We start from the raw sequence: 24,862 nt of genomic DNA on the forward strand, positions 1-24,862 counted from the left end.
TGATTTTAAAAATTTTTTGTAAAATACTAAAATGAAAATATTAAAAAAAAATTTTTCTGTGATCAAAAAGTTAAAAAATTATTTTGGGAAAAAAAAAATATTTTTACAAAATACTTTAATAGATTTTCCTGTAATTTGGGTAAAAAAAAAAATAATAAGAGAAATATTATTATTTTTAAAAAAATCTAATTATTGTTATCATATGTTATTTGATTTACATGCAATAGATGAGAGAGTACGTAAGCATAGAAAAAATCTACCAAAAGCAGATTTTGTTGTATTTTATCATTTGTTATCAATAGAAAAAAATATTGATATTTTAATTAAAGTTCCTTTATTAGAAAATGATTTAAATATTCCTACAATTACAAAAATATTTAAGAACGCTAATTGGTATGAGCGTGAAGTATGGGATATGTTTGGAATTAATTTTATTAATCATCCCACTTTATTTAGAATTCTTATGCCTGATTATTGGAAAGGACATCCTCTTAGAAAAGATTATTCTTCTAGAGCCACAGAATATAAACCTTATTTTTTAACTGAAGAAAAAAATAAGTTAGAAACTAAATGTTTAAAGTTTGATCCAAAAAAATGGGGAATGAAAAAAACTAAAAAAAATCAAGATTTTATGTTTTTAAATTTAGGTCCTAATCATCCTTCTGCTCATGGAGCTTTTAGAATAATTTTACAATTAGATGGAGAAGAAATTATTGATTGTGTTCCTGATATTGGTTATCACCATAGAGGTGCTGAAAAAATAGCTGAAAGACAATCTTGGCATTCTTATATTCCTTATACTGATAGAATTGAATATTTAGGAGGATGTGTTAATGAAATGCCTTATATTTTATCTATAGAAAAATTATTAGGAATTTCAGTTCCAGAAAGAGTGAAATGTATCAGAGTAATGTTATCTGAATTATTTAGAATTAATAGTCATTTGTTATATATTTCTACATTTATTCAAGATGTAGGGTCTATGAGTTCTGTTTTTTTAGCTTTTACAGATCGTCAAAAAATATATGATATTATAGAATTAATTACAGGCTTTAGAATGCATCCTGCTTGGTTTCGAATTGGAGGTGTTTCTAAAGATTTACCTAAAAATTGGAATAAATTATTAGCAGAATTTTTATTATGGATGCCTAAAAGATTAAAATTTTATAAAGATGTAGCTTTAAAGAATGAAATTTTAATTTCTAGATCTAAAGGAATAGCAGAATACTCTAAAAAAGATGCTTTTAATTGGGGTATAACAGGAGCAGGATTACGTGCTTCAGGTGTAAATTTTGATGTTAGAAAACAAAGACCATATTCTGGTTATGAAAATTATACTTTTGAAGTTCCTGTAGGATATAAAAATAGTGATTGTTATACTAGAGTAATTTTAAAATTTAAAGAAATTTATCAAAGCTTATCGATATTAAAACAATGTTTAGAAAATATGCCGTTAGGATCTTTCAAAGCTGATCATTCTTTAACTACACCTCCATTAAAAAATTATACTTTATCTAATATAGAAACTTTAATACATCATTTTTTACAAGTATCATGGGGAACAGTTGTACCGTCAGGAGAAAGTTTTCAAATGATAGAAGCTACAAAAGGTATAAATAGTTATTACTTAATAAGTGACGGAGGTACTTCTAGTTATAGAACTAGAATTCGAACTCCTAGTTTTCCTCATTTGCAGCAAATTCCATCTGTGATTCGAGGCAGTTTAATTTCTGATTTAATCGTATATTTAGGAAGCATAGATTTTGTAATGTCTGATGTAGATAGATAAAATAATATATTTGGGAAAATATTTTATGACTAATATAATTTATAAAAATAAAAATGTTTCTTTTTTAAGTAAACATGAAATAAAAGAAATCAAAATTGCTCGTTCGCATTATCCTAATAGTCAAGCAGCTATTATAGAATGCTTAAAAATTGTTCAAAAATATAGAAGATGGGTATGTAACAATTCTATTAAAGAAATTTCTAAAATTTTAAAAATTTCTTCTAGCGAAATAGAATCTATAGCAACTTTTTACAATCAAATTTTTAGAAAACCAGTAGGAAAAAATATTATAAGAATATGTGATAGTTTTGTTTGTTTTATTATGGGTTATAAAAAAATTAAAAATTTTTTATGTAAAAGCTTAAAAATAAATTATGGAGAAACCACGCAAGATAATAAATTTACTTTATTACCAACATGTTGTTTAGGGGCATGTGATAAAGGCCCGGTTATAATGATAAATAAAGAGATATATTTTTTTATTAAAAAAAGTTCTGTTGTTAATATTTTAGGTAAATACAAATGAATGTTAAAAAGATTACAGAAGAATCTCATCCATTAACATGGAGATTTCGAAAAGATAAAAAAACTATATGGTTAGATGAATATGTTAAAAAAAAAGGTTATTTATCTTTGAAAAAATCTTTATATAATATGACCTCGAAAGAAATTATACAAATTATTATTTCTTCGGGTTTACAAGGAAGAGGAGGAGCTGGTTTTCCTACTGGTATAAAATGGAATTTAGTTTTTAAAAATTCAAATATTAATAATATGACGTATTTAATTTGCAATGCTGATGAGATGGAACCTGGAACGTATAAAGATCGATGGATGATAGAAAATTGCCCTCATTTACTTATAGAGGGTATGTTAATTAGTGCTTTTGCTTTAGGTTCTTCTTCTGGTTTTATATTTTTAAGAGGAGAATATACATATCCAAAAAAAATTTTAAAAAAAGCTATTCAAGAAGCATATAATAAAAACATTTTAGGAAAAAATATTTTTAATAGTAAGTTTTCATTTGATTTATTTTTACATACTGGAGCTGGCAGATATATATGTGGAGAAGAAACTGCATTAATTAATTCTTTAGAAGGAAGAAGAGCTAATCCAAGATTTAAACCTCCATTTCCTGCTAATTTAGGTTTGTGGGGTTGTCCTACTTGTGTTAATAATGTAGAAACTTTATGTAATGTACCAGCTATAATTTTAAATGGTGCAAAATGGTATAGAGATATTTCGAAATGTAAAACTTCAGGTACTAAATTAATGGGTTTTTCTGGTAGAGTAAAAAATCCTGGGGTATGGGAAGTTCCCTTTGGGACTGTAGCTAGAGAAATTTTAGAAGATTATGCTCAAGGTATGTTAAAAAATTTTTTTATTAAAGCTTGGTTGCCTGGAGGAGCTGGAACTTCTTTTTTAAAAGAAAAACATTTAGATTTACCAATGGATTTTTTATCTATTCAAAATGCTGGTAGTAGATTAGGAACTGGAATATCTACTATTGTTGATCATACAATTAATATTGTTTCTTTAGTCAAAAATTTAGAAAAATTTTTTTCAAGAGAATCATGCGGTTGGTGTACACCTTGTCGTGAAGGATTACCTTGGGCATTAGAAATTTTAAAATCTATAGAATCTAATAATGGAATGGAGGGAGATATTAAAATTTTAGAAGATTTATGTATTAATTTAAGCCCAGGAAAAACTTTTTGTGCTCATGCTCCAGGAGCTATTTCTCCATTGTTGAGTGCAATAAAATATTTTCGAGATGATTTTGAAAAAGGAATTAAATATATTTCTTCAAGTTCTATTAAACCATTTTAAGTATTTTATGTTTATAAAAATTTTTATTGCCTTTAAAAATTTTTATTTTTTAAACTTTTTTAAAATATGTATTAATTGGAAATTTTGATTATGACAAAAATTTTTATAAATGATAAAAAATATTATGTAGATTCTTCAAAAAATCTTTTACAAACATGTTTGAATTTAGGTATAGAATTACCATATTTTTGTTGGCATCCTGCTTTAGGTAGCGTGGGAGCATGTAGACAGTGTGCTGTAAAAAAATGTTTTAATCATAGCGAAAAATCAGGAATTTTGGTAATGTCTTGTATGACTAAAATAGAAAAAAATTTAATAATTACAACTCATGATGAAGAATCTATTAATTTTAGAAAAAATATAATTGAGTTTTTAATGATTAATCATCCGCATGATTGTCCAGTTTGCGAAGAAGGTGGAAATTGTCATCTTCAAGATATGACAGTATTATCTCAACATTTTAAAAGAAGATTTATTTTTAAAAAGAAGACTTATAAAAATCAAAATTTAGGTCGTTTTTTATCTCATGAAATGAATCGATGTATTTCTTGTTATAGATGTGTAAGATATTATAAAGATTATTCAGATGGAAAAGATTTTAATGTTTATGGGTCAAACCAAAATCTTTATTTTGGTAGATTAAAAAGTGGAGATTTAGAAAGTGAATATTCAGGAAATTTAATTGAAATCTGTCCTACAGGAGTGTTTACAGATAAAACAAATTCTTTAAATTATGTTAGAAAATGGGATATGCAATATTCTCCTAGTATATGTTCTCATTGTTCTTTAGGATGTAATATTATTGTTGGAGAACGTAATGGTTATATTAGGAAAGTAGAAAACAGATATCATGGAGAAATTAATCATTATTTTTTATGTGATTTAGGTCGTTTTAGTTATGGACATTCTAATAATAAAAGTCGACCAAGTAAATGTTTAATATATAAAAAAAAAAAATTTTTAGAGATAAATTCAAAAAAAATTTTAAAAAAAGTAAATAAATACTTAAAAATTTCTCATAAAATTATTGGTATTGGATCTAGTAGATCAAGTATAGAAAATAATTTTGCTTTATTAAAAATTGTTGGAAAAAAAAATTTTTGCACAGGAATGACTCATAAAGAACATCAATGTTCAATTTTAATTGCTAAAATTTTAAAAAAAAATTTTTTTAAAAATCCTTCATTAAAAGAAATAGAATCTCATGATGTAATTTTAATTTTGGGAGAAGATGTTACTCAAACATCTTCAAGAATGGCACTATCTATTCGTCAAGCAATGAAAAATGTTTCAAATCATAAATTTATAAAATCACAAGAAATTTCTGCATGGAATTCTTTTTCTACTTCTTTACTGAACAAAAATATTAATACACGTTTATTTATTACAAATACGGAAAAAACTAAATTAGATGATATTGCTAATATTTCTTATTATGGATCTTTACAAAAACAAAAAAAAATAGGTTTTAATATTTTAAATTTATTAAAAAATTTATATTTTAAAAATAAAAATATTAAGACTTGTCATTATTCTTTAGAAATATTTGAAAGTTTGAGAAAAGCTAAAAAACCTTTAATTATATCTGGATTACAAAATTTAAGTAAATCATTAATTAAAATAGCATATAACATAGCATATTTTTTAAAAAAACTTCAAATTAATGTTTCTTTAACCTTATTAACTCCTAATGTAAATACAATGGGTTTATCTTTACTAAAAGGAATGTCTTTAGAATCTTCTATGAAAAAAGTAAAAAAATTTAAATCTTATTCTGTTATTATTTTAGAAAATGATTTATATAGACATTCTTTAAAATCTAAATTAGATTTTTTTTTAAAAAATAGCTTGAAAGTAATTGTGATTGATCATCAATTTACAAAAACAATGAAAAAGTCTAATTTTATTCTTCCATCTTGTAATTTTTTTGAAAGTTCTGGTACAGTAATAAATAATGAAATGAGATCTCAAAAATTTTTTCAAGTGTATAAGCCAAGTTTTTATAAAAAAAAAAATTATATAAAATGTGGTTGGATATGGTTAAAAAAAATTTTTAATAAATTTAAAGAAAAAAAAATTTTTTGGAATTATACTCATGATGTATTGAAACATTGTATATCAAAAATTTCTGATTTTAAAAATTCAAATTTTTCTTCTCCTAATTCTAAATTTAGAATATTTAATCAAAAAGTTCCACGATCTCCTAATAGATTTTCAGGGAGAGCTGTTGCACATTCTGATTTTAGTATTCATGAAAGACAACAACCTAAAGACCATGATTCTATGTTTTCTTTTTCTAATGAAGGGAGCACAATATATGAGAAATATTCTACTTGCATTCCATTTGTATCATCTCCAGGGTGGAATTCTTCGAACGCTTGGAATAAATTTCAAGATGAAATTTTTGGAAATATTTATGCGGGGAATCCTGGAGTTAAATTATTTAGAAATGCTAAAATACATTTAGAAGAAAGAAACTTTAAAAATATTTATTTAAAAAAAAAAATTAGTAAAAATTCTTTTATAGTTTCTCCTATTTTTAATTTGTTTTGGAGTGATGAAATTAGTCAATATTCTAATGTTTTTAAAAAAAAAAAAATTTTTTTAAAATCTTTTATTAATATTAAAGACGCTCAAAGGAAAAATATTTGTAAAGAAGGATTAGAGTTTAAAATAAAATATAAAAAAAATATTTTTAAAATATTTATTTATTTTTCAAAAATTTTAAAATCAGGACAAATTTCTATTCCAATTGGAGGGAAAATTCCTAGATGTTTAATTGGGAAAAAAATAAAAATTTTATAAAAAAAGATAGGAAAAATATTAATGAGTAATTTTTGTTATAATGAAAAAACGTTTTTTTCTGGAATATTAAATTCGTTATTTTTATTTTTTTTATTTGTAATTTTTGGTTCTTTTTTAAGTTTTATTGAAAGAAGAATGTTAGCTTTATTTCAAAATAGATATGGTCCAAATAGAGTAGGTTGGTTTGGAAGTTTACAAGTATGTGCAGATATGATTAAAATTTTTTTTAAAGAAGATTGGACCCCTCTTTTTAGTCATAGAATATTATTTAATTTAGCTCCAATTATTTCTTTTTCTTCGATGTTAATTGTAGTTTCTATAATTCCTTTTAGTCAAAATTTTTATATTATAAATTTAGATATAGGTATTTTATTTTTTTTAATGATGGCTAGTATTTCTGTATATTCTATTTTAATTTCTGGTTGGGCTAGTCGAAATAAATATTCTTTATTAGGTGCTATAAGAGCAGCGGCTCAAACCTTAAGTTATGAAATTTTTTTAGGTTTATCAATAATGGGGGTGATTGCTCAGTCTGGTTCTTTTAATTTATTAGAAATAGTTCATTATCAAACAAATGTGTGGAATATTGTTCCTCAATTTTTCAGTTTTTTTTTGTTTTTTATATCTGCATTAGCAATATGCCATAGACATCCATTTGATCAACCAGAATCTGAACAGGAATTAGCTGATGGATATCATATTGAATATTCTGGAATGAAGTTTGGTATGTTTTTTATTGGTGAATATATTTCTATTATAGTTCTTTCATCATTAATGACAATTTTATTTTTTGGTGGATGGCAAGGTCCTATTTTATCTCCGTTATTATGGTTTTTTTTAAAAACTATGTTTTTAATTTTTTTATTTATTTTAATTCGAGCTTCTTTACCAAGACCTAGATATGATCAAGTAATGTTTTTTGGTTGGTTTTTTTGTTTTCCTTTATCTTTAATAAATTTATTAGTTACATCATTTTTTATAATTTTAAAAAATAAATTATAATATTTATGAGAATTGTACAAGGATATAAAATGTTTTTACATAAAGTTTTTTTATATATTTTTACTAATGCTAGAAGTTTATTTTTAATGTTTAAAAATGTTTTTTCTTCTAGAGAAACTAGAATGTATCCTGAAGAAAAAATTTCTTTATCAAAAAGATACAGAGGAAGAATCGTATTAACAAGAAATGAAGATAAAACAGAAAGATGTGTAGCTTGTAGTTTATGTTCTTCAGTTTGTCCTGTTAGTTGTATTGCTTTGGAAAGATCATCTTGTAAAAAAACTAAAAGATGGTACCCAAAAACTTTTAAAATTAATTTTTCACGATGTATTTTTTGTGGATTATGTGAAGAAGCTTGTCCAACTTCTGCTATTCAATTAATACCTGATGTAGAAATGTCTGAATATAATAGAAAAAATTTAGTTTATAAAAAAAAATATTTATTAATTTCGGGACCTGGAAAATATACTGATTATAATTTTTATAAATTTACTGGTATATCTATAAAAAATAAAAACCCAGGAGATTTAAAAATAGAAAAAAAACCTGTTGATCCAAAAAATTTATTTCTTTAAAAATTTAGGATATTAAATGAATTATATATTTTATTTTGCTGGTTTTTTTTCAATTTTTTTTACTATTTTAACAATTTTTCAAAAAAATTTAGTATATGCTTTATTTTATTTAATAATGTCTTTTTTTTCAGTTTCAGCTGTGTATTTTTCTTTAGGAAATGTTTTTATTGGAGTTTTAGAAGTAATAATTTATTCTGGAGCAATTATGGCTCTATTTGTTTTTGTATTAATGACTTTAAATTTCTCTAAAAAAGATAAATTTTATAAAGAGTATTTTTTTATTGAATTTATTTTTAAAATTTTTTTAACTTTAATTTTATTTTTATTTTTAATAATAAGCATATTTTTTTTAAATCAGACTGAAATTATTGACAAAAATGTTTTTACTATTAAACAAATTGGAATTCATTTATTTGATAAATATGCAATTTTAGTAGAATTTGTTTCTATAATATTATTATCTTCTTTAATTATTGTATGTAATTTAGGAGTTAAAAAAAAATTTTAATTATTTTTTAATTATTTGTTTGTAAAGGAATTTTTATGATTTTATTTTTTCATGGTTTAATTTTTTCGATGATATTATTTTTTTTAGGAATATCATGTTTATTATTTAATAGAAATTTTTTATTTATTTTAATAGGTTTAGAAATAATGATAAATTCTTTAGCTATGGCTATAGTTATAATTTCAAATTATTATAAAAATATAGATGGTCAAATTATGTATATATTTTTAATAACTATAGCTGCAGCTGAAGCAGGAATAGGATTAATATTTTTAGTTAATTTATTTAAAAAAAAAAATACTTTAAATATTGAATTTTAAGTGAGATATAGAAATGAATTTTATTTATTTGACTATTTTAATTCCTTTTTTAAGTTTTTTTATATTACTTTTTTTTAGTAAAAAATTTAAAAGCAATTATATATGTTTTTTTGGTGTAGTATCAATTTTTATTTCTTTTTTAATTACTTTAAAATCTCAATTTTATTTTTTAAGTCAAAAACAATTATTTTATGAGATCATTTATTTTAAAATAATTAAAATTCAGAATATAAATATAAATCTTAGTTTTCTTATTGATCAATTATCTTTAACTATGTTAGAAATAATTAATGGAGTCGGTTTTTTAATAAGTATTTTTTCAATATGGTATTTTAAGAATGAAAAAAAATGTTATTTAAGATTTTTTATTTATGTAAATTTATTTATTTCGAGTATGTGTTTTTTAGTATTATCAAACAATTTTTTTATGATTTATTGTGGTTGGGAATTAGTAGGTTTTTGTTCTTATTTACTTATTGGATTCTATTATTATAACAACAAAAATATAAATTCTGCCGTTAAAGCTTTTTTTATTACAAAAATAGGAGATTTTTTTTTATTATTTGGTATTTTTATAATTTATTATGTTTTTAACACATTAAATTTGAAAAATTTAATTGAATTAGTTCAAAATAATAAAATTGTAGAAAATATTTTTTTATTTAAAGTTGCATTATATTTAATATCTATTGGGGCGTGTGCAAAATCTGCACAATTTCCTTTTCATAACTGGTTATTATTAGCTATGGCTGGTCCTTCTCCAGTTTCTGCTTTAATACATGCAGCTACAATGATTACTGCTGGTGTTTATTTAATTACACGACTTCGAGATTTAATTTCTTTTTTTCCTGAAATATTTTATTTTTTATCTTTTATCGGTGTATTAACATTAATATTTTCTAGTTTCTTAGCAATTTTTGAAAAAAATATAAAAAAAATATTAGCATATTCTACTATTAGTCAGTTAGGGTATATGTTTTTAGCTATGGGTTTTAAACTTTGGAATATTGTAATTTTTCATTTATCAATGCATTCTTTTTTTAAATCTTTATTATTTTTATCTAGTGGATCTTTAATAATTTTAAGCAATTATCAGAAAAATATTTTTAAAATGCAGTTTAAAAAAATAAAAAATATTATTTTTATTTTTTTAGTATTTCTAATTGGAGGTCTTTCATTAATTTCATTTCCATTATTTAGTTCTAGTTTTTATACAAAAGGAGCTATTTTATGGAATATTTTTTTAAATAAAGAATACTTATATTTTAGTATTAGTGTTTTAGGGTCTTTTTTTACTTCTATTTATTTTTTTAGAATGATATTTCTATTATTATTTAATAATTTAAAATATATAAAATTTATAAAAATAAAGCATTTTTACGAAATAAATGTTTTTCATAATTTTTCCTTACTTGTATTATCTATTTTATCTACAGTTTTAGGTTTATTTTTTATTTATCCTATATTGGATTCAAAAGAATCTATTATTGAGTTTTCTAATTCAAAAAAAAATTTTTTAGAAATTTTTTTATCTTTAATTTCTATATCTGGTATTTTTTTATCTTATTTTATATATTTCAAAAAAAATATTTTTTTAAAAAATATTTTTTATTGTAAATATTTATATTTTAGTTATATAAAAATAAGAAAGTTATTTAAATTTATTATTAAATCTATAATTTGTTTTTTTAATTTTTCTTTAAATATTTTAAATTTTTTAATATATTTTTTTTTAAAAAAAATATTATTTTTATTTTCTTTTATATTTAATTTTATACATAAATTTTTTTTAAAAATTGAAATAAATTTTTTAAATTGGTATATATTATTAATTTTTTCAATCTTTGTTTTCATTATATTAATAGAATTTATTTTTATAAAATTTTAAATTTTTTAATTTATTTTAAATAAATATTAAAATATATTTTTCATAATTTTTTAAAATATTTTTTTAAAAAATAAAATAGGATTTTTATAATATGTTGCTTTATTTTTTTTTAATAATACCATTTTTAGGTTCGTTTTTATCTTTTTTTTCTCAAAAATTTGGATATAATAAACCTCGTCTATGTGCTATTTTGACATTATTTGTAAATTTTTTAACATTATTATTTATATATTATAAATATTTTTTTAGTATCAATTTATTGATTTTTCCAAAAATTTACTGGAATTTAGAATATTTTACTCCATGGATTCAAAGTTTAGGAATAAGTTTTCATTTAGCTTTAGATAATTTTTCATTTTTAATGATTTTTTTTACTTTAATATTAGGTTTATGTTCTGTTTTATTAACATGGAATAATTTAGAAAAAAATATAGGAATATTTTATTGCGGATTAATGAGTCTAATTGGATCATTAATTGGTGTTTTTTTATCTGTAGATTTATTTTTATTTTTTTTATTTTGGGAATTAACAATTTTTTTAACATATTTTTTATTAATTTTTTATGGAAATAATAAGTATTCTAAGAAAAATAGAATATTTTATGCAAACAAATTTTTAATATATTCTCAAATTTCTGGATTTTTTTTATTAATTTCTATTCTTGGTTTATCTATTAATTATTTTATTTATAAACATTTATGGACATTTGATTATAATGTTTTAAAGAATTTTAATTATAATAATTTTAATAATTTTAATTTTTATTTTTTAATGTTTGGATTTATTTTTTCATTTTTAATTAAAATTCCGATAGTACCATTTCATTCTTGGTTAATAGATTTTTATAAAATTTCTCCTGTTTCAGGATCTTTAGACATTTTAGGAACTTTAATTAAAACTTCATTTTATGGAATTTTTAGATTTAATATAGTATTTTTTCCAGAATTATTGCAAAAATTTTCTATTATTTTTATTATTATAAGTATTTTTAGTATGTTTTATAGTTCTTTTTTAGCTATGAAATCAAATAATGCAAAAAAAATATTAGCATATGGATCAATTTCTCATATGAGTTTAATGTTTTTATCACTTTATATTGGAAATTTTTTATCTTATCAAGGAGTATTATTACAAATTTTTGCTTCTAGTATTACTTTTTCTGCTTTGTTTATAATATTAGGAAAAATTTTTAATAAATTTAAAAAATTTAATTTTTTAAATATTAGTGGTTTATGGAAAAAAATAAAGTATCTTCCAGAATTTTTTATTTTTTTTACTATATCTAACGTTGGTTTACCAAGTACAGGTAATTTTTTAGGAGAATTTTTAATTTTATTAGGAATTTATAATAATTCTTGGAAAATATTAATTCTAGTATTATGCAATTTACTGTTTTCTTTTTTTTATTATTTAAGAGTTTTTCATAATATATGTTACGGAAAAAAAAATATATTTTTTAAAAAAATTAATATTTATAAAAAAGATTTTTTTATGCTTTTATTTTTTTCTATATTACTAATAATTTTAGGATTATTTCCAAAAATTTTTTTATTTAATATTTTTAATATAATATAAATTTTAAAGATTTTTATTTTATAAGGTATTTTATGATAATTTTTTTGCAAAATTTAATTTTTTTTTCTCCTATAATAAACTTAATTTTTTTAATATTATTTAATTTTTTGTTTATTTTTGATAAACGAAATATTTTTAAGTCTTTTATAGTAAATTGTTTAGGTATATTTTTTTCAATGATATTTTTTAATTTATTAAAATATACTCATTTAAAATTTATTAATTTATTAAGTTTGAGAAATTGTAATTTTTTTTTAATTAATTTATTTTTTTTAAGTGCATTTTTTACTATTTTAATTTCATATTTTTGGAATAAAAAAAAATTTATTTGTAAAGAAGAATTTTATCTATTAGTAATTTTTTCTATTATTGGTGGTTATATTTCTGTTATTTCTAATAATTTTATATCTATGTTTATAGGAATAGAATTATTTTCAATATCTTTTTTAGGGTTAATTAGTTTTTTTTCTAGAACAAATACAGATATTTTAAAATTTTCTTTAAAATATTTTATAATATCTAGTCTTTCTGCTATTTTTTTATTATTAGGGATTTGTATTTTTTACTTTTGTTTTGGAACATTAACGTTTAATTTTGAAACTTTTTTATGTAGTTTGAAAAATTCATATTTTTTTATAAAATTTTTAGGAATAATATCAATTATTTTTGCATTATTTTTAAAAATTTCTATTTTTCCATTTCATTTTTGGCTATTAGAATTGTATAAAAAAAGTTCTTTTAATTTGTTAATATATTATAATAATGCTGTTAAAATAGTATATTTTTTAATTTTATTAAAGTTATTATCTTTTATTGTAAAGAAAGATGCTTTTTTAATACAGAATATTTTAGAATTTTTATCTATTTTTTCTATTATTTATGGAAGTTATTTAGCTATTTTTCAAAATAATATAAAAAAATTATTAGCTTATTTATCTATTTCTAGTTTAGGTTATTTAAGTACGGTATTAATTTTATTTTCTCCGACTGATAGTATATCTACTATTGCTATTAAACTTTATTTTCTTGAGTCTTTTGTAAGTAGTATTATTTTATTTTCATCTTTTTCAATATTAGAATATATATATTCTTCTAGAAATAATGTTTTATCAAATAAAATTTTGTTTTATAAAGGTTTATTTTGGAAACAACCAATTTTATCTACATCTATAATTATTGCTTTTTTATCAAATTCTGGTATTCCTTTTACTCTTGGTTTTATTAGTAAATTTTATTTTTTTTTAATTAGTATAAAAAAACAATTTTTTACAGTAAGTTTATGCATGTGTATAAGTAGTATTATTAATATTTATATTTATTTAAATTTAATATTAACAATTTTTAAAAATAATTTTTTTGAGTCTAAAGAAAAATTTTTATTTAATATAAATAAAAAATTATTTTTTTTTAAATTTTTTGTTTTAATATTTTCAATATTTCTTATATTTTTAGGTATTTTTCCTCAATATTTAATTTAATTTTTTTTAGTTTTAAAAATCAATATTTTTAAAAATTTTTTTTTATTAATATTATGTAATATTTTTGTGTTTTTTAAAATTTTTATTTTGATGATAAATATTTTTTAAAATTAAATTTTAATAAATATTTTATATTTTGGAATTTCTGATGTATAACTCTGCAATAGATTGTAATTTTTTAGTAATAATTTTTTTATGTGGTGTATTTAGTGCTCGTAGAAAATTTATAAAAGAAGTTGTTCTTTTATTATCTTTTTTTTTAAGTCTTTTTTTATGTATGCATTTTAATTTATATATTAAAGAGAATATTTTTTATTTTCTTAACGATCATGTAAAAAATGTAGCAATTGCTTTTTTAATTATATATTTATCTATTTTTGCTGAATTTTTTGTAAAAATTTTTTTATATTTTTTTGATGTTGGTTTAAAAATTCCTAAAATTATTGATATAATTTTAAGTTTTGGTATAGGTTGTTTTAGAGGTTTATTGTTTGTTTCTTTTATTGTTCATTTTTTTAATTATTATATTGATGCATGGTTATTTTTAAAAAATTATGAAATTTTATATAAAAGTTATTACATTCAATTGATTGATTTTTTATTAAATGTTATGTCGTAAATTTTAAACTATTAAATATTAATTTCTAAAAATTTATTGTTATTTTTTAAAATTAACATAAATATTTCAATATATGTAAAAAATAAAATTTAAAAGATTTTTAATTACATAAAGGTTGAAAGTGGATAAAATTATTTATGCATCTAGATGGTTAATGTTGCCAGTATATTTTGGTTTGTCATTTGGGTTTATGTTATTAACAATAAAATTTTTTCAACAAACTATTCTTATAATTCCAGAAATATTTTATATTTCAGAATCTGATTTGGTTCTTATAGTTTTGTCATGGATAGATATTGCTTTAGTTGGAGGATTATTAGTTATGGTAATGTTTTCAGGATATGAAAATTTTATTTCTACTATGACGTCTAAAAATAATAAAGATAGTTTGAGTTGGATGGGAACTATGGGTATAAATTCTATGAAAAACAAAGTATCTTCATCTATAGTATCTATTTCCTCTGTTCATCTTTTAAGATTATTTATGGAATCTGATAAAATTTTAAATGATAAAATTATGTGGTCTATAATTATGCATATTACTTTTGTTTTTTCAGCAGTCGGAATGTTTTATCTGGATGGTATAAATAAAAATAATGTAAAATTAAAAAAATAATTTTTTATATTTTGTCTTTTTATTTTTATTTTTTTAATATAATTTTTAAAAATTTTAAATTTTAATTTAAATTATAAATAAATATTTATAAATTTTTTATAAATATTTATTTATATTAAAATAAATATCAATAAATGAAAATTTATTTATAATGATGACGATTCATAATAATCAATTTTTAAACATTTCTGATATAGATTTTTCATTTCCTAAGCGTCTAATAATTTCAGAAAGCATTTTAGCGATACTTAAGACCTTAACTTGAGGTAATAATTTCATATTTTTTGATAATGGAATGGTATCACAAACTATTACTTTATTTAAACAAGATTTTGCTATGTTTATAAATGCATTACCTGAAAAAACTGGATGTGTTGCGTATGCATAAATTTTTTTTGAACCCATTTTTTTTAATGCTTTAGCTGCATTACATATAGTTCCTCCAGTATCAATCATATCATCAATTAAAATACAATTTCTTTTATTAACATTACCAATAACGTTCATTACCTTTGAGATGTTATATGAAGGTCTTCTTTTATCAATAATTGCTATTTCTGAATCATTTAACAATTTTGCTATTGCTCTAGCGCGTATAACACCTCCAATATCTGGAGACACAATAATTGGATTTTTAATTTTTTTTTTTAAAATATTTTCTAATAATACTAAACTTCCAAAAATATTATCTACGGGGATATCAAAAAATCCTTGTATTTGTTCAGAATGTAAATCTATTGTCAATACTCTATCTACTCCTGTATTTGAAAGAAAATCTGCTATTATTTTTGCTGTAATTGGAATTCTAGCTGATCGTACTCTTTTATCTTGTCTTGCATAGCCAAAATATGGAATTATTGCTGTAATTCTTCCAGCAGAAGCTCTCCTTAATGCATCAATCATTACTATTAATTCCATTAAATGATCGTTACATGGAAAACAAATTGATTGAATTATAAATATGTCTCCACCTCTTACATTTTCTTTGATTTGAATGTTGATTTCTCCATCACTAAACTTATTAATTTTAGCTAATCCTAGTTTACATTTTAATATTTTAGTAATTTTTTTAGATAATTTTTTTACAGAATTTCCAGAAAATATTTTCATAATAGACATTATTTATTACCTTTTTTATTATAAAACTATTTTTTGTTAGAATTTTTATTATTTTTAATTTAAAATAATTTTTTATATTAAATTTTTTTAATTATAAAATAATATTTTTATATTAGATAGATTAGATAAATATTTTTTTAGTAAATTAATTAATTTTATTTCAATATTTTTATTTTTTATATAATTTATTTTCTATATTTAAAAAATTTTTTAATTTTATTATAATTTATTTAATAAAAATATTTTTATATCAATTACAATATTATATTATTGTTTTTTTAAATTAATTTTTTGGAGAGATTTAAATTTTAATGAATAAATTTATTATTAATAAATTAGATATTTTAGAGAATAGATATAAAGAATTAGAGAATTTATTATCCCAAAGAAAAATTATAAAAAATAAAAAAAAATTTATAAATTTTTCTAAAGAATATTTAAAAATTTCAGAAATAGTAAATTTTTTTGTTTTATGGAAAAAGAATGAACAAGACATATTAGATGTTAAAGATCTTGAAAAAGATGAAGAAATGAAAGAATTTTTGAAGCAAGAATTAGGTTTATATAAAGAAAAAAAAAATAAATTAGAATTAAATATTAAAAATTTGCTTATTCCAAAAGATGATCAGGATATTTTAAATTGTTTTGTTGAAATTAAATCTGCTAGTGGAGGTAATGAAGCTGCTATTTTTGCTGGAGATTTATATAAAATGTACGTTCGATATTCTGAAATAAATTTATGGAAAACAAAAATAGTTATGTCTCAATCTAGTGAATATGGAGGATTTAAAGAAATATTATTAAAAATAATAGGAAAAGGTTCTTTTGGAAAATTAAAATTTGAGTCTGGTTGTCATAGAGTTCAAAGAGTTCCTAAAACAGAATCTCAAGGAAGAATACATACATCTACGTGCATAATAGCTGTAATACCAAGTTTACCTTCAGATAAAAAATTAGAAGTGAATGTAAAAGATTTAAAAATTGATACTTTTAGATCTTCAGGAGCTGGAGGTCAACATGTAAATACTACTGATTCTGCAATTAGAATTACGCATATTCCAACAGGAATTGTAGTAGAATGCCAAGATGAAAGATCTCAGCATAAAAATAAAGCAAAAGCATTATCAGTTCTATCTATGAGAATTAATCAAGAAATAAAAAAAAAAAAAGAAAAAGAATCTTCTAAATTAAAAAAAGATTTGTTAGGGAGTGGTAATCGTTCTGATAAAAATCGAACTTATAATTTTCCTCAAAATAGAGTAACAGATCATAGAATTCACTTAACTATTAGGAGATTAAATGAAATTTTAAATGGACGATTAGATTTATTAATTGAGCCAGCATTATTAAAATATCAATCTAAAATTTTTAAATAATTTTTATTTACAAATAGTGATTTTATTATGAATATTAAAAATTGTATGAATGATCTTATTAACAAATTTAAAAATTTTAGTAATCCAATTTTAGAAGCAGAAATTTTATTATGCAAAATTCTTAACAAATCAAAATCTTGGTTAATAGGATTTGATGATTATAAATTAAGTCAGAGGCAACAAGATTTATTAAAAAAAATGGTATATCGTCGTTTGTTAAAAGAACCTTCTGCTTATATTATTGGAGAAAAAGAATTTTTTTCATTAAATTTTAAAGTTAACAAAAAGACTATGATACCTCGCCCAGATACAGAAATTTTAGTAGAGAAATCTTTACAAAAAATTAAAAAATATAATTTAAAGAATATCTTAGATCTAGGTACCGGTTGTGGGTCGATAGCAATATCTATAGCAAAGAATTTTTATTCTTGTAAAGTTTTAGGGGTTGACATTTCAAAAGAAGCTATTAAAATATCTAAAATAAATTCTCATAAATTAAAAGTAAAAAATGTTAATTTTTTAGTGAGTAATTGGTTTGAAAAAATAAAATTTAAAAATTTTGATATTATTGTAAGTAATCCTCCTTATATTAGTTATAATGAATTTTCTAAAATTAAAAAAGAATTGATTTTTGAACCTAAATTAGCTTTTTTATCTTCAGATAATGGTTTATTTTTTATAAAAAAAATAATTTTTTTTTCTAAATTTTATTTAAATAAAAATGGTTGGTTATTTATTGAACATGGATGGATGCAAAAGTTTTCTGTTCAAAAAATTTTTATTTTAAATAATTATATACATGTAAAAACTTATAAAGATTATGGAAACAATTTTCGATTAACTGTAGGACAAAAAAATTTTTAATATTTTATAGATATAAAAATTATTTATAATATTTTTTATATTTTTTTTAGAAATCAATAAATTTTAATTATTACAAGTGTGGACATATGTTAAAAAAATTTGTTTTAGTTTTAAATTGTGGAAGTTCTTCTTTAAAATGCTCTATTATTAATATTGCTAACAAAAAAGTTTTAATTTCAATTGTAGCAGAACGTTTATTTTTAGAAAATTCAGAAATAAAATGGACATTTAATAATGAATTAAAATATAAAAAAGTTTTTTTAACTTCTATAAATCATTCAGAAGCATTAATTTTTATATTAACGAGAATTAAATTAAAATATAAAAAAATTTTAATGAATATTGTTGGAGTGGGTCATAGAGTAGTTCACGGAGGATATAAATTAAGAAACTCTATGATTGTTAATGATAAAATTATTTCTTTAATTAAAAAATCTTCAATTTTTGCTCCTTTACATAACCCATTAAATATTATTGGAATTAAAGTAATTATAAAATTTTTTCCACATTTATCTCAAAAAAATGTAGTTGTTTTTGATACTTCTTTTCATAATTCTATTCCTAAAATAGCATATTTGTATGCAATTCCTTATACTTTTTATAAAAAATATAATATTAGACGGTATGGAGCTCATGGAATTAGTCATAATTATGTTGCTTTAAAAAGTGCTAAAATTCTTAAAAAATCTATTAAAAAATTAAATATTATTAGCTGTCATTTAGGAAATGGATCTTCAGTAACAGCAATAAAAAATGGAAAATCTATTGATACTTCTATGGGTTTAACTCCTTTAGAAGGTTTAGTTATGGGAACAAGAAGCGGAGATTTAGATCCTTCAATTATATTTTTTTTATATTCTAATTTAGGTCTTAAAATTAAAAATATAAAAAAAATTTTAATGAAAAAATCTGGTTTTTTAGGTATAAGTAAAAAGTATAGTGATTGTAGAGAATTAGAGAAGAGTTATCTTACTAATAAATATTCAAAGTTAGCTATAGATATTTTTGTTCATAGATTAGCTAAATATATTAGTTCATATACTAGTTTAATGGAAAATAGATTAGATGCTATTGTTTTTACTGGGGGGATAGGAGAAAATTCTTCTTTAATAAGAAAATTAGTAATAAAAAAATTAGGATTAATTGGATTTTATTTAGAAAAATCTTTAAATAAATCTAATTTTATTAAAAAAAATTATTTTTTACATACATCTATGAGTAAACCTATTTTAGTTATACCAACAAATGAAGAATTATTTATTGCTAAAGAAACTATTAAATTACTTAATATTTAATTTTATAATATTTAATTTTTAAGTTTTCTTTTAATATAAAATTTTAAGGAAGGTGATTTATTTCAAAAATTATTATGACAATTCCTCTTTCAGAAAATTTAAATTCTGATTTGATAAGTTTAAACTTTATAAATTTATATAAAAAAAAAAAAATTAAATTAAATTTTATAAATTTATGTATTAACAAAAAAAATATATTAAAAAATTTTGATATATTTAAAGAAATAAAAAAAAATTTTAAAAATGTAAAAGTAATTTCATTAAAGTCTATAAAAACAATCAGGTCTTTTTTAGAAGAAAAATTTTTTAAATTATATTTAGAAAATTTAATGTATAAGTGTGATAGTTTTAAGTGTTCGTCTAGAATTACTTTAATACAAGGTTTTCCTTATATTGAAAAATATTCTTATTTAATTAATAAATTAAATTATAAAATTGCTATGTCCATAAATGCAAAAATTATTTTTTTAATATCGATTAAAAATATAGAATATCAAAAAAAAATTACTTTTCAATTGTATTTAATTAATAATTTTTTTTTAAAAAAAAATAATTTTACAAATATGGGTTTATTAATACAAGAAAATTTTTATAATTTTAATTGTATTAATCAAATAAAAAAAAAAAAAAATAAAAATAAAAATTTTTCTTTTAAAACAAAGCTGATAAATAGAATAAAATCATATTTTTTAAAAAAAAAAAAAAATTTTTGTTTTATAGATTTAATAATTTTTAAAAAAAAATATTTTTATTATTCTTTAAAATTATTATTAAAAAGTTTAAATGTAAATTTTTACGCAGAAATTTATAAAACAGAATTTTTTAATGATTATAAAATAAATAAAATTTTTATTTTTAACAAATACTTAAAAACTAAAAAAATAATATTTAATAATAAATCATTAATTGTATTTAGTTCTTCAAATGTTTTATATTTAAATAATTTTTTTTCTTGCATAAAAAAAAAAAATTTAAAATTTTTTTTATTATTATCTGATAACTTAAAAAAGTTTTTTATAACTAGTAAGTTATATTTTTATTGTTTAAAAAATAATTTATTATTTTTTTTTATTAAAAAAAATAATATTTGTTTATTAGAAAAATTATTAAAATTTAAAAAAAAAAAATTTTTCATAAATTATATAAATATTAAAAAATATTTAAAATTGTTTAATATAAATTTAAAAAAAAAATTATTAATTTTTTTAAAATCATTTTCTAATGAAAAATTTTATTTTAATAAATTAAATTTTAAGTTTTTTTTAAAAAAAAAAGCATCTGAACAAAAAAAAAAAATTATTTTGCCTGAAGGGGAAGAACCTAGAATAATAAAAGCTGCTTTTTTATCTCATCAATTAAATATTGCAGATTGTATTTTAATTGGCAATAAAAAAAATATTTATAAAATTGCATCTTCTTTAAAATTAATTTTACCTAAAAGTTTAAAAATATGTTCTTTTAAAGAAATAAAAAAAAAAGTTTTGACTAAATATTACAAAATTTTTAATAGTTTAAATATCCAAGAAAAAAAATTTTTTTTAAATTGTAATATTTTTGTGGGATGTTTAATGGTTTCTTTAAATTTAGTAGATGGTTTAGTAGCTGGATCTATTCATAATACTTCTCATATTATTAGAGCTTCTTTACGATGTATAGGTAAAAAAGAAGGAATTAATTTAATTTCTTCAATATTTTTTATGTTATTTTCTGAAAAAGTTTTAATATATGCAGATTGTGCAATTAATCCTAATCCAACTTCTGAGCAATTAAGTGAAATTGCAATTCAATCTTCAGATTCTGTAAAAAATTTTGGAATTTTTCCACGATTAGCAATGTTATCTTATGCGACTCAAAATTCTGCTAATGGTATAATGGTAGATAAAGTTTATGAGGCTATAAAATTAGTAAAAAAAAAAAGACCAGATATTATTATAGATGGACCTATTCAATATGATGCAGCTTCTGATATAACTATTTCAAATTTAAAATATAAAAAATCTATTTTAAAAGGTAATGCTAATGTATTTATATTTCCAGATTTAAATAGTGGAAATATTACTTATAAAGCTGTTCAAAATTGTGGAAATACAAATTCTATTGGTCCTATTTTTCAAGGCTTAAAAAAACCTATAAATGATTTATCTAGAGGAGCTAATATAGAAGATATTTTATATACTATTGCAATTACTGCTATTCAATCTTATAAGATTTAATTTTTTTTGATAAAAATTTTTATTGTTATATTTTATATTTTTTAAAATTTTAAAATATAATATATTAAAATAATTTTAAAAAATAAAATATATATTTTTAAAATTTTTTAAAAGTAAATATATTTAATGTACAAAAAATTTTTTATAAAAAATGTTTTATAAATTTTTTAATTTTTTAAATTTTTTATATTTTTATTAAAAACTTTTTATTAGTATAATTTTTTTTGATTGTTTATTTTTAAAATAATTTTTTATAATTTTTTTAAAAAATTTTAAAATATATATAATTTTTTTAAAATTATTTAAGTTTTATATTTATATAAATAATTATATAAAAATAAAATATTTTTTATTAATTTATATAAGTATAAAGTTAAATATTTTTAATTTTTTGTAATCCTACAACTTTTTCTTTTTTAACTATTCTAATTAAAATTACTCCTTGAGTATTTCTAGTAAGTTTTCTAATTTCAGAAACTCTAATTCTTACTAATTTTCCATGATTTGTAATTATCATAATTTGATTTTTTTTATTTACTTGAATAGATTTAACTACATTTTTATTTTTTTTCGTAATTTTGATAGAAATTATTCCTTTGTTAGATCTAGATTTAATTGGAAATTCTGAAATTTTTGTTCTTTTACCATATCCATTTTCTGTAATAATTAAAATTTCATCTTTTTTATTTGGTATAATTAATGATACAACAGAATCTTTATTATTTAATTTAATTCCTTTTACTCCATATGCAGATCTTCCTACTAGTCTAACTTTTTTTTCTAAAAATCTTACTACTTTTCCTAATTTTGAAAATAACATAATATTACTATTTTTTTTTGTTATTGCTACATCAATTAGTTGATCATTTTTTTTTAAATTAATTGCAATAATTCCTGAAGATCTAGGATTTTTAAATTTTTTTAAAGAAGTTTTTTTTATCATTCCTTGAGATGTAGCCATTAAAATATTTCTTTTTTTTACATATTCTTTAAAAGATAGAATAGTAGTGATTCTTTCTTTTTTTTTTAAAGGAATTAAATTAATAATAGGTTTTCCTCTAGATTGGCGACTAGCTTTTGGAAGTTGATAGACTTTCATCCAATATACTATTCCTTGACTAGAAAAACATAAAATAATATCATGAGTATTTGCAATTAAAAGATTTTTTATGTAATCTTTAGATTTTATTTTAGTTGCATATTTACCTTTTCCTCCTCTTTTTTGAGCTTCATATTCAGTAATTGGTTGATATTTTATATATCCAGAATATGAAAGTGTGACTACTACATTTTCTGAAATTATCATATCTTGAATTTTAATATTTGAAATTTTATTAGTAATTTTAGTTTTTCTTTTATCTTTAAATTTCTTTTTTAAAATTTTTAATTCTTTTATAATTACTTGTTTCATTTTTTTTTTTTTTTTTAAAACATTTTTTAAATAAAAAATTTTTTTTGATAATTTTTGATATTTTAACAATAAAGTTTTATATTCTAAATTAGTTAATTTATTTAGTTTCATATTCAAAATTTTTTTTACTTGATTTTCAGAAAAAATATATTTTTTATTTTTTAAAAATTTTATATTTTTTTCTAATTTTAATTTTTTATTATTTTTTTGTATTTTCCATTTTTTTTTTAATATTTTATATTTTGCTTTTTTTATATTTGAAGAAGATTTTATATATTTAATAATAGTATCAATATTTTTAAATGCGATTGATAACGCTTCTAATAAGAAAGATTGTTTTTGGTATTTTTTTATTTTAAATATGCTTCTTTTTATAATAATTTTTTTTCTATGATTTAAAAATGCAGTAATAATTTTTTTTAATGTTAATAATTTTGGTTTTCCTTTGTGTAAAGCTACCATGTTAATTCCAAAAGATACTTCTAATGATGTTAAAGAATATAATTTATTTAATACAATTTCTGGAATATTATTTTTTTTTATTTCTATATATATTCTTGTTCCATCTTTATCACTTTCATCTCTTAAAGTTTGTATTCCTTCAATTTTTTTTTCTTTTATTAAATATGCAATTTTTGAGATTAATTTTGCTTTGTTTACTTGATATGGAAGTTCTTTAATTATAATATATTTTTTTTTATTTTCATTTTTTTTAATAATAGATTTTGCTCTAATATAAATTTGACCTTTTCCAGTTTTATAAGCTTTTTTTATTCCTATTTTTCCATTAATAATTCCTTTAGTTGGAAAATCTGGGCCTTTTATATATTTCATTAATTCTGAATTAGTAATTTTTGAATTTTTAATAGTAGCTAAACATCCATTAATTACTTCGTTTAAATTATGAGGTGGAATATTAGTAGCCATTCCTACAGCTATTCCTGATGAGCCATTAATTAGTAAATTAGGAATTAATGTTGGAAGTATTGTAGGTATTTTTTCAGATTCATCATAATTTTTTACAAATTTAACAGTATTTTTATCTAAATCTTGCAAAAAATAAGAGGCTATTTTAGACATTCTAATTTCAGTATATCGCATAGCAGCAGGAGAATCTCCATCTATAGATCCAAAATTTCCTTGCCCATCAATTAAAACATATCTTAATGAAAAAGATTGAGCCATTCTAACAATAGCATCATACACAGAAGAATCTCCATGAGGATGATATTTACCAATTACGTCTCCAACAATTCTTGCTGATTTTTTATATGGTTTATAACTAAAATTTTTTAATACATTCATAGCAAATAATATTCTTCTATGAACAGGTTTTAATCCATCTCTTACATCAGGAAGAGCTCTTCCAATAATAACAGACATTGCATAGTCTAAATATGAATTTTTTAGTTCTTTTTCAATATTAACTTGAATTATTTTTTTATTTTCAAGTTTTTTCATAAATTTTTCTCTTTTTTTTATTTTATTTTTTTAATATTTTTTATTTTTTTTAATAAAAATTATATTATATAATACAATATAATTTTTATTATACAGGCAGTTTAAAATATTTTTATT

The 24,862-nt window shown here is 19.5% G+C and carries 19 protein-coding genes; 17 read left to right on the forward strand and 2 right to left on the reverse strand.

Annotation, left to right across the window (positions count from 1 at the left end; all coding sequences use genetic code 11):
* The first annotated feature begins 31 nt into the window (after positions 1-31).
* The 13 genes from nuoC (at position 32) to AACL42_RS01910 (ending at position 15,006) form a co-directional block, all read left to right on the forward strand.
* Positions 32-1,789 (forward strand): NADH-quinone oxidoreductase subunit C/D, encoded by a 1,758-nt coding sequence (gene nuoC, locus AACL42_RS01850; RefSeq protein ID WP_340147452.1) that lies wholly within the window; start codon positions 32-34, stop codon positions 1,787-1,789.
* A 25-nt stretch (positions 1,790-1,814) separates the two neighbouring features.
* Positions 1,815-2,315 carry an NADH-quinone oxidoreductase subunit NuoE gene (gene nuoE, locus AACL42_RS01855; protein WP_340147453.1) on the forward strand — a complete coding sequence of 167 codons (501 nt, stop codon included), beginning with the start codon at positions 1,815-1,817 and terminating at the stop codon, positions 2,313-2,315.
* Positions 2,312-3,619, forward strand: coding sequence for an NADH-quinone oxidoreductase subunit NuoF (gene nuoF / locus AACL42_RS01860; protein ID WP_340147454.1), 1,308 nt, complete (start codon positions 2,312-2,314; stop codon positions 3,617-3,619). Before nuoE ends, nuoF begins: the two co-directional genes overlap by 4 nt.
* A gap of 90 nt (positions 3,620-3,709) precedes the next feature.
* Entirely contained in the window at positions 3,710-6,424 is a 2,715-nt protein-coding gene (gene nuoG, locus AACL42_RS01865; protein WP_340147455.1) for an NADH-quinone oxidoreductase subunit NuoG, read from the forward strand.
* 21 nt (positions 6,425-6,445) lie between these two features.
* The gene (gene nuoH, locus AACL42_RS01870) at positions 6,446-7,426 is read left to right on the forward strand and encodes an NADH-quinone oxidoreductase subunit NuoH (RefSeq protein WP_340147456.1); all 981 of its coding nucleotides are present in this window, start codon (positions 6,446-6,448) and stop codon (positions 7,424-7,426) included.
* 29 nt (positions 7,427-7,455) lie between these two features.
* Positions 7,456-8,001: an NADH-quinone oxidoreductase subunit NuoI gene (gene nuoI / locus AACL42_RS01875; RefSeq protein ID WP_340147457.1), complete on the forward strand. Its 546-nt coding sequence runs from the start codon at positions 7,456-7,458 to the stop codon at positions 7,999-8,001.
* 16 nt (positions 8,002-8,017) lie between these two features.
* Positions 8,018-8,509 carry an NADH-quinone oxidoreductase subunit J gene (locus AACL42_RS01880; RefSeq protein ID WP_340147458.1) on the forward strand — a complete coding sequence of 164 codons (492 nt, stop codon included), beginning with the start codon at positions 8,018-8,020 and terminating at the stop codon, positions 8,507-8,509.
* Between the two features lie 35 nt (positions 8,510-8,544).
* Positions 8,545-8,829, forward strand: a complete 285-nt coding sequence (gene nuoK, locus AACL42_RS01885; RefSeq protein ID WP_340147459.1) for an NADH-quinone oxidoreductase subunit NuoK — start codon at positions 8,545-8,547, stop codon at positions 8,827-8,829.
* Positions 8,830-8,842: 13 nt separating this feature from the next.
* A complete protein-coding gene (locus tag AACL42_RS01890; protein WP_340147460.1) occupies positions 8,843-10,717 on the forward strand; it encodes an NADH-quinone oxidoreductase subunit L in 1,875 nt (624 codons plus the stop codon).
* A gap of 91 nt (positions 10,718-10,808) precedes the next feature.
* A complete protein-coding gene (locus AACL42_RS01895; RefSeq protein ID WP_340147461.1) occupies positions 10,809-12,293 on the forward strand; it encodes an NADH-quinone oxidoreductase subunit M in 1,485 nt (494 codons plus the stop codon).
* Between the two features lie 176 nt (positions 12,294-12,469).
* Positions 12,470-13,771 (forward strand): proton-conducting transporter membrane subunit, encoded by a 1,302-nt coding sequence (locus AACL42_RS01900; protein ID WP_340147462.1) that lies wholly within the window; start codon positions 12,470-12,472, stop codon positions 13,769-13,771.
* Between the two features lie 148 nt (positions 13,772-13,919).
* A complete protein-coding gene (locus AACL42_RS01905) occupies positions 13,920-14,390 on the forward strand; it encodes a CvpA family protein (RefSeq protein ID WP_340147463.1) in 471 nt (156 codons plus the stop codon).
* A 121-nt stretch (positions 14,391-14,511) separates the two neighbouring features.
* The gene (locus AACL42_RS01910) at positions 14,512-15,006 is read left to right on the forward strand and encodes a TIGR00645 family protein (protein ID WP_425333441.1); all 495 of its coding nucleotides are present in this window, start codon (positions 14,512-14,514) and stop codon (positions 15,004-15,006) included.
* Between the two features lie 171 nt (positions 15,007-15,177).
* On the opposite strand, the gene AACL42_RS01915 is transcribed toward AACL42_RS01910, so the two are convergent.
* Positions 15,178-16,125: a ribose-phosphate pyrophosphokinase gene (locus AACL42_RS01915; protein ID WP_340147465.1), complete on the reverse strand. Its 948-nt coding sequence runs from the start codon at positions 16,123-16,125 to the stop codon at positions 15,178-15,180.
* A gap of 311 nt (positions 16,126-16,436) precedes the next feature.
* Here AACL42_RS01915 and prfA point away from each other — a divergent pair, with 311 nt between their 5' ends.
* The 4 genes from prfA (at position 16,437) to pta (ending at position 21,873) form a co-directional block, all read left to right on the forward strand.
* On the forward strand, positions 16,437-17,501 hold the full coding sequence (gene prfA / locus AACL42_RS01920) for a peptide chain release factor 1 (protein WP_340147466.1): 1,065 nt from the start codon (positions 16,437-16,439) through the stop codon (positions 17,499-17,501).
* Positions 17,502-17,528: 27 nt separating this feature from the next.
* Complete coding sequence (gene prmC, locus AACL42_RS01925) at positions 17,529-18,365, forward strand: peptide chain release factor N(5)-glutamine methyltransferase (protein ID WP_340147467.1); 837 nt, start codon at positions 17,529-17,531, stop codon at positions 18,363-18,365.
* Positions 18,366-18,451: 86 nt separating this feature from the next.
* On the forward strand, positions 18,452-19,660 hold the full coding sequence (locus tag AACL42_RS01930; RefSeq protein WP_340147468.1) for an acetate kinase: 1,209 nt from the start codon (positions 18,452-18,454) through the stop codon (positions 19,658-19,660).
* Between the two features lie 74 nt (positions 19,661-19,734).
* Positions 19,735-21,873, forward strand: coding sequence for a phosphate acetyltransferase (gene pta / locus AACL42_RS01935; RefSeq protein WP_340147469.1), 2,139 nt, complete (start codon positions 19,735-19,737; stop codon positions 21,871-21,873).
* A gap of 373 nt (positions 21,874-22,246) precedes the next feature.
* Here pta and gyrA read toward each other — a convergent pair whose 3' ends face one another.
* Positions 22,247-24,745, reverse strand: coding sequence for a DNA gyrase subunit A (gene gyrA, locus AACL42_RS01940; RefSeq protein WP_340147470.1), 2,499 nt, complete (start codon positions 24,743-24,745; stop codon positions 22,247-22,249).
* Positions 24,746-24,862: the final 117 nt, after the last annotated feature.

The organism is Buchnera aphidicola (Drepanosiphum platanoidis) (assembly GCF_964020165.1).
GTDB lineage: Bacteria > Pseudomonadota > Gammaproteobacteria > Enterobacterales > Enterobacteriaceae > Buchnera_J > Buchnera_J aphidicola_BL.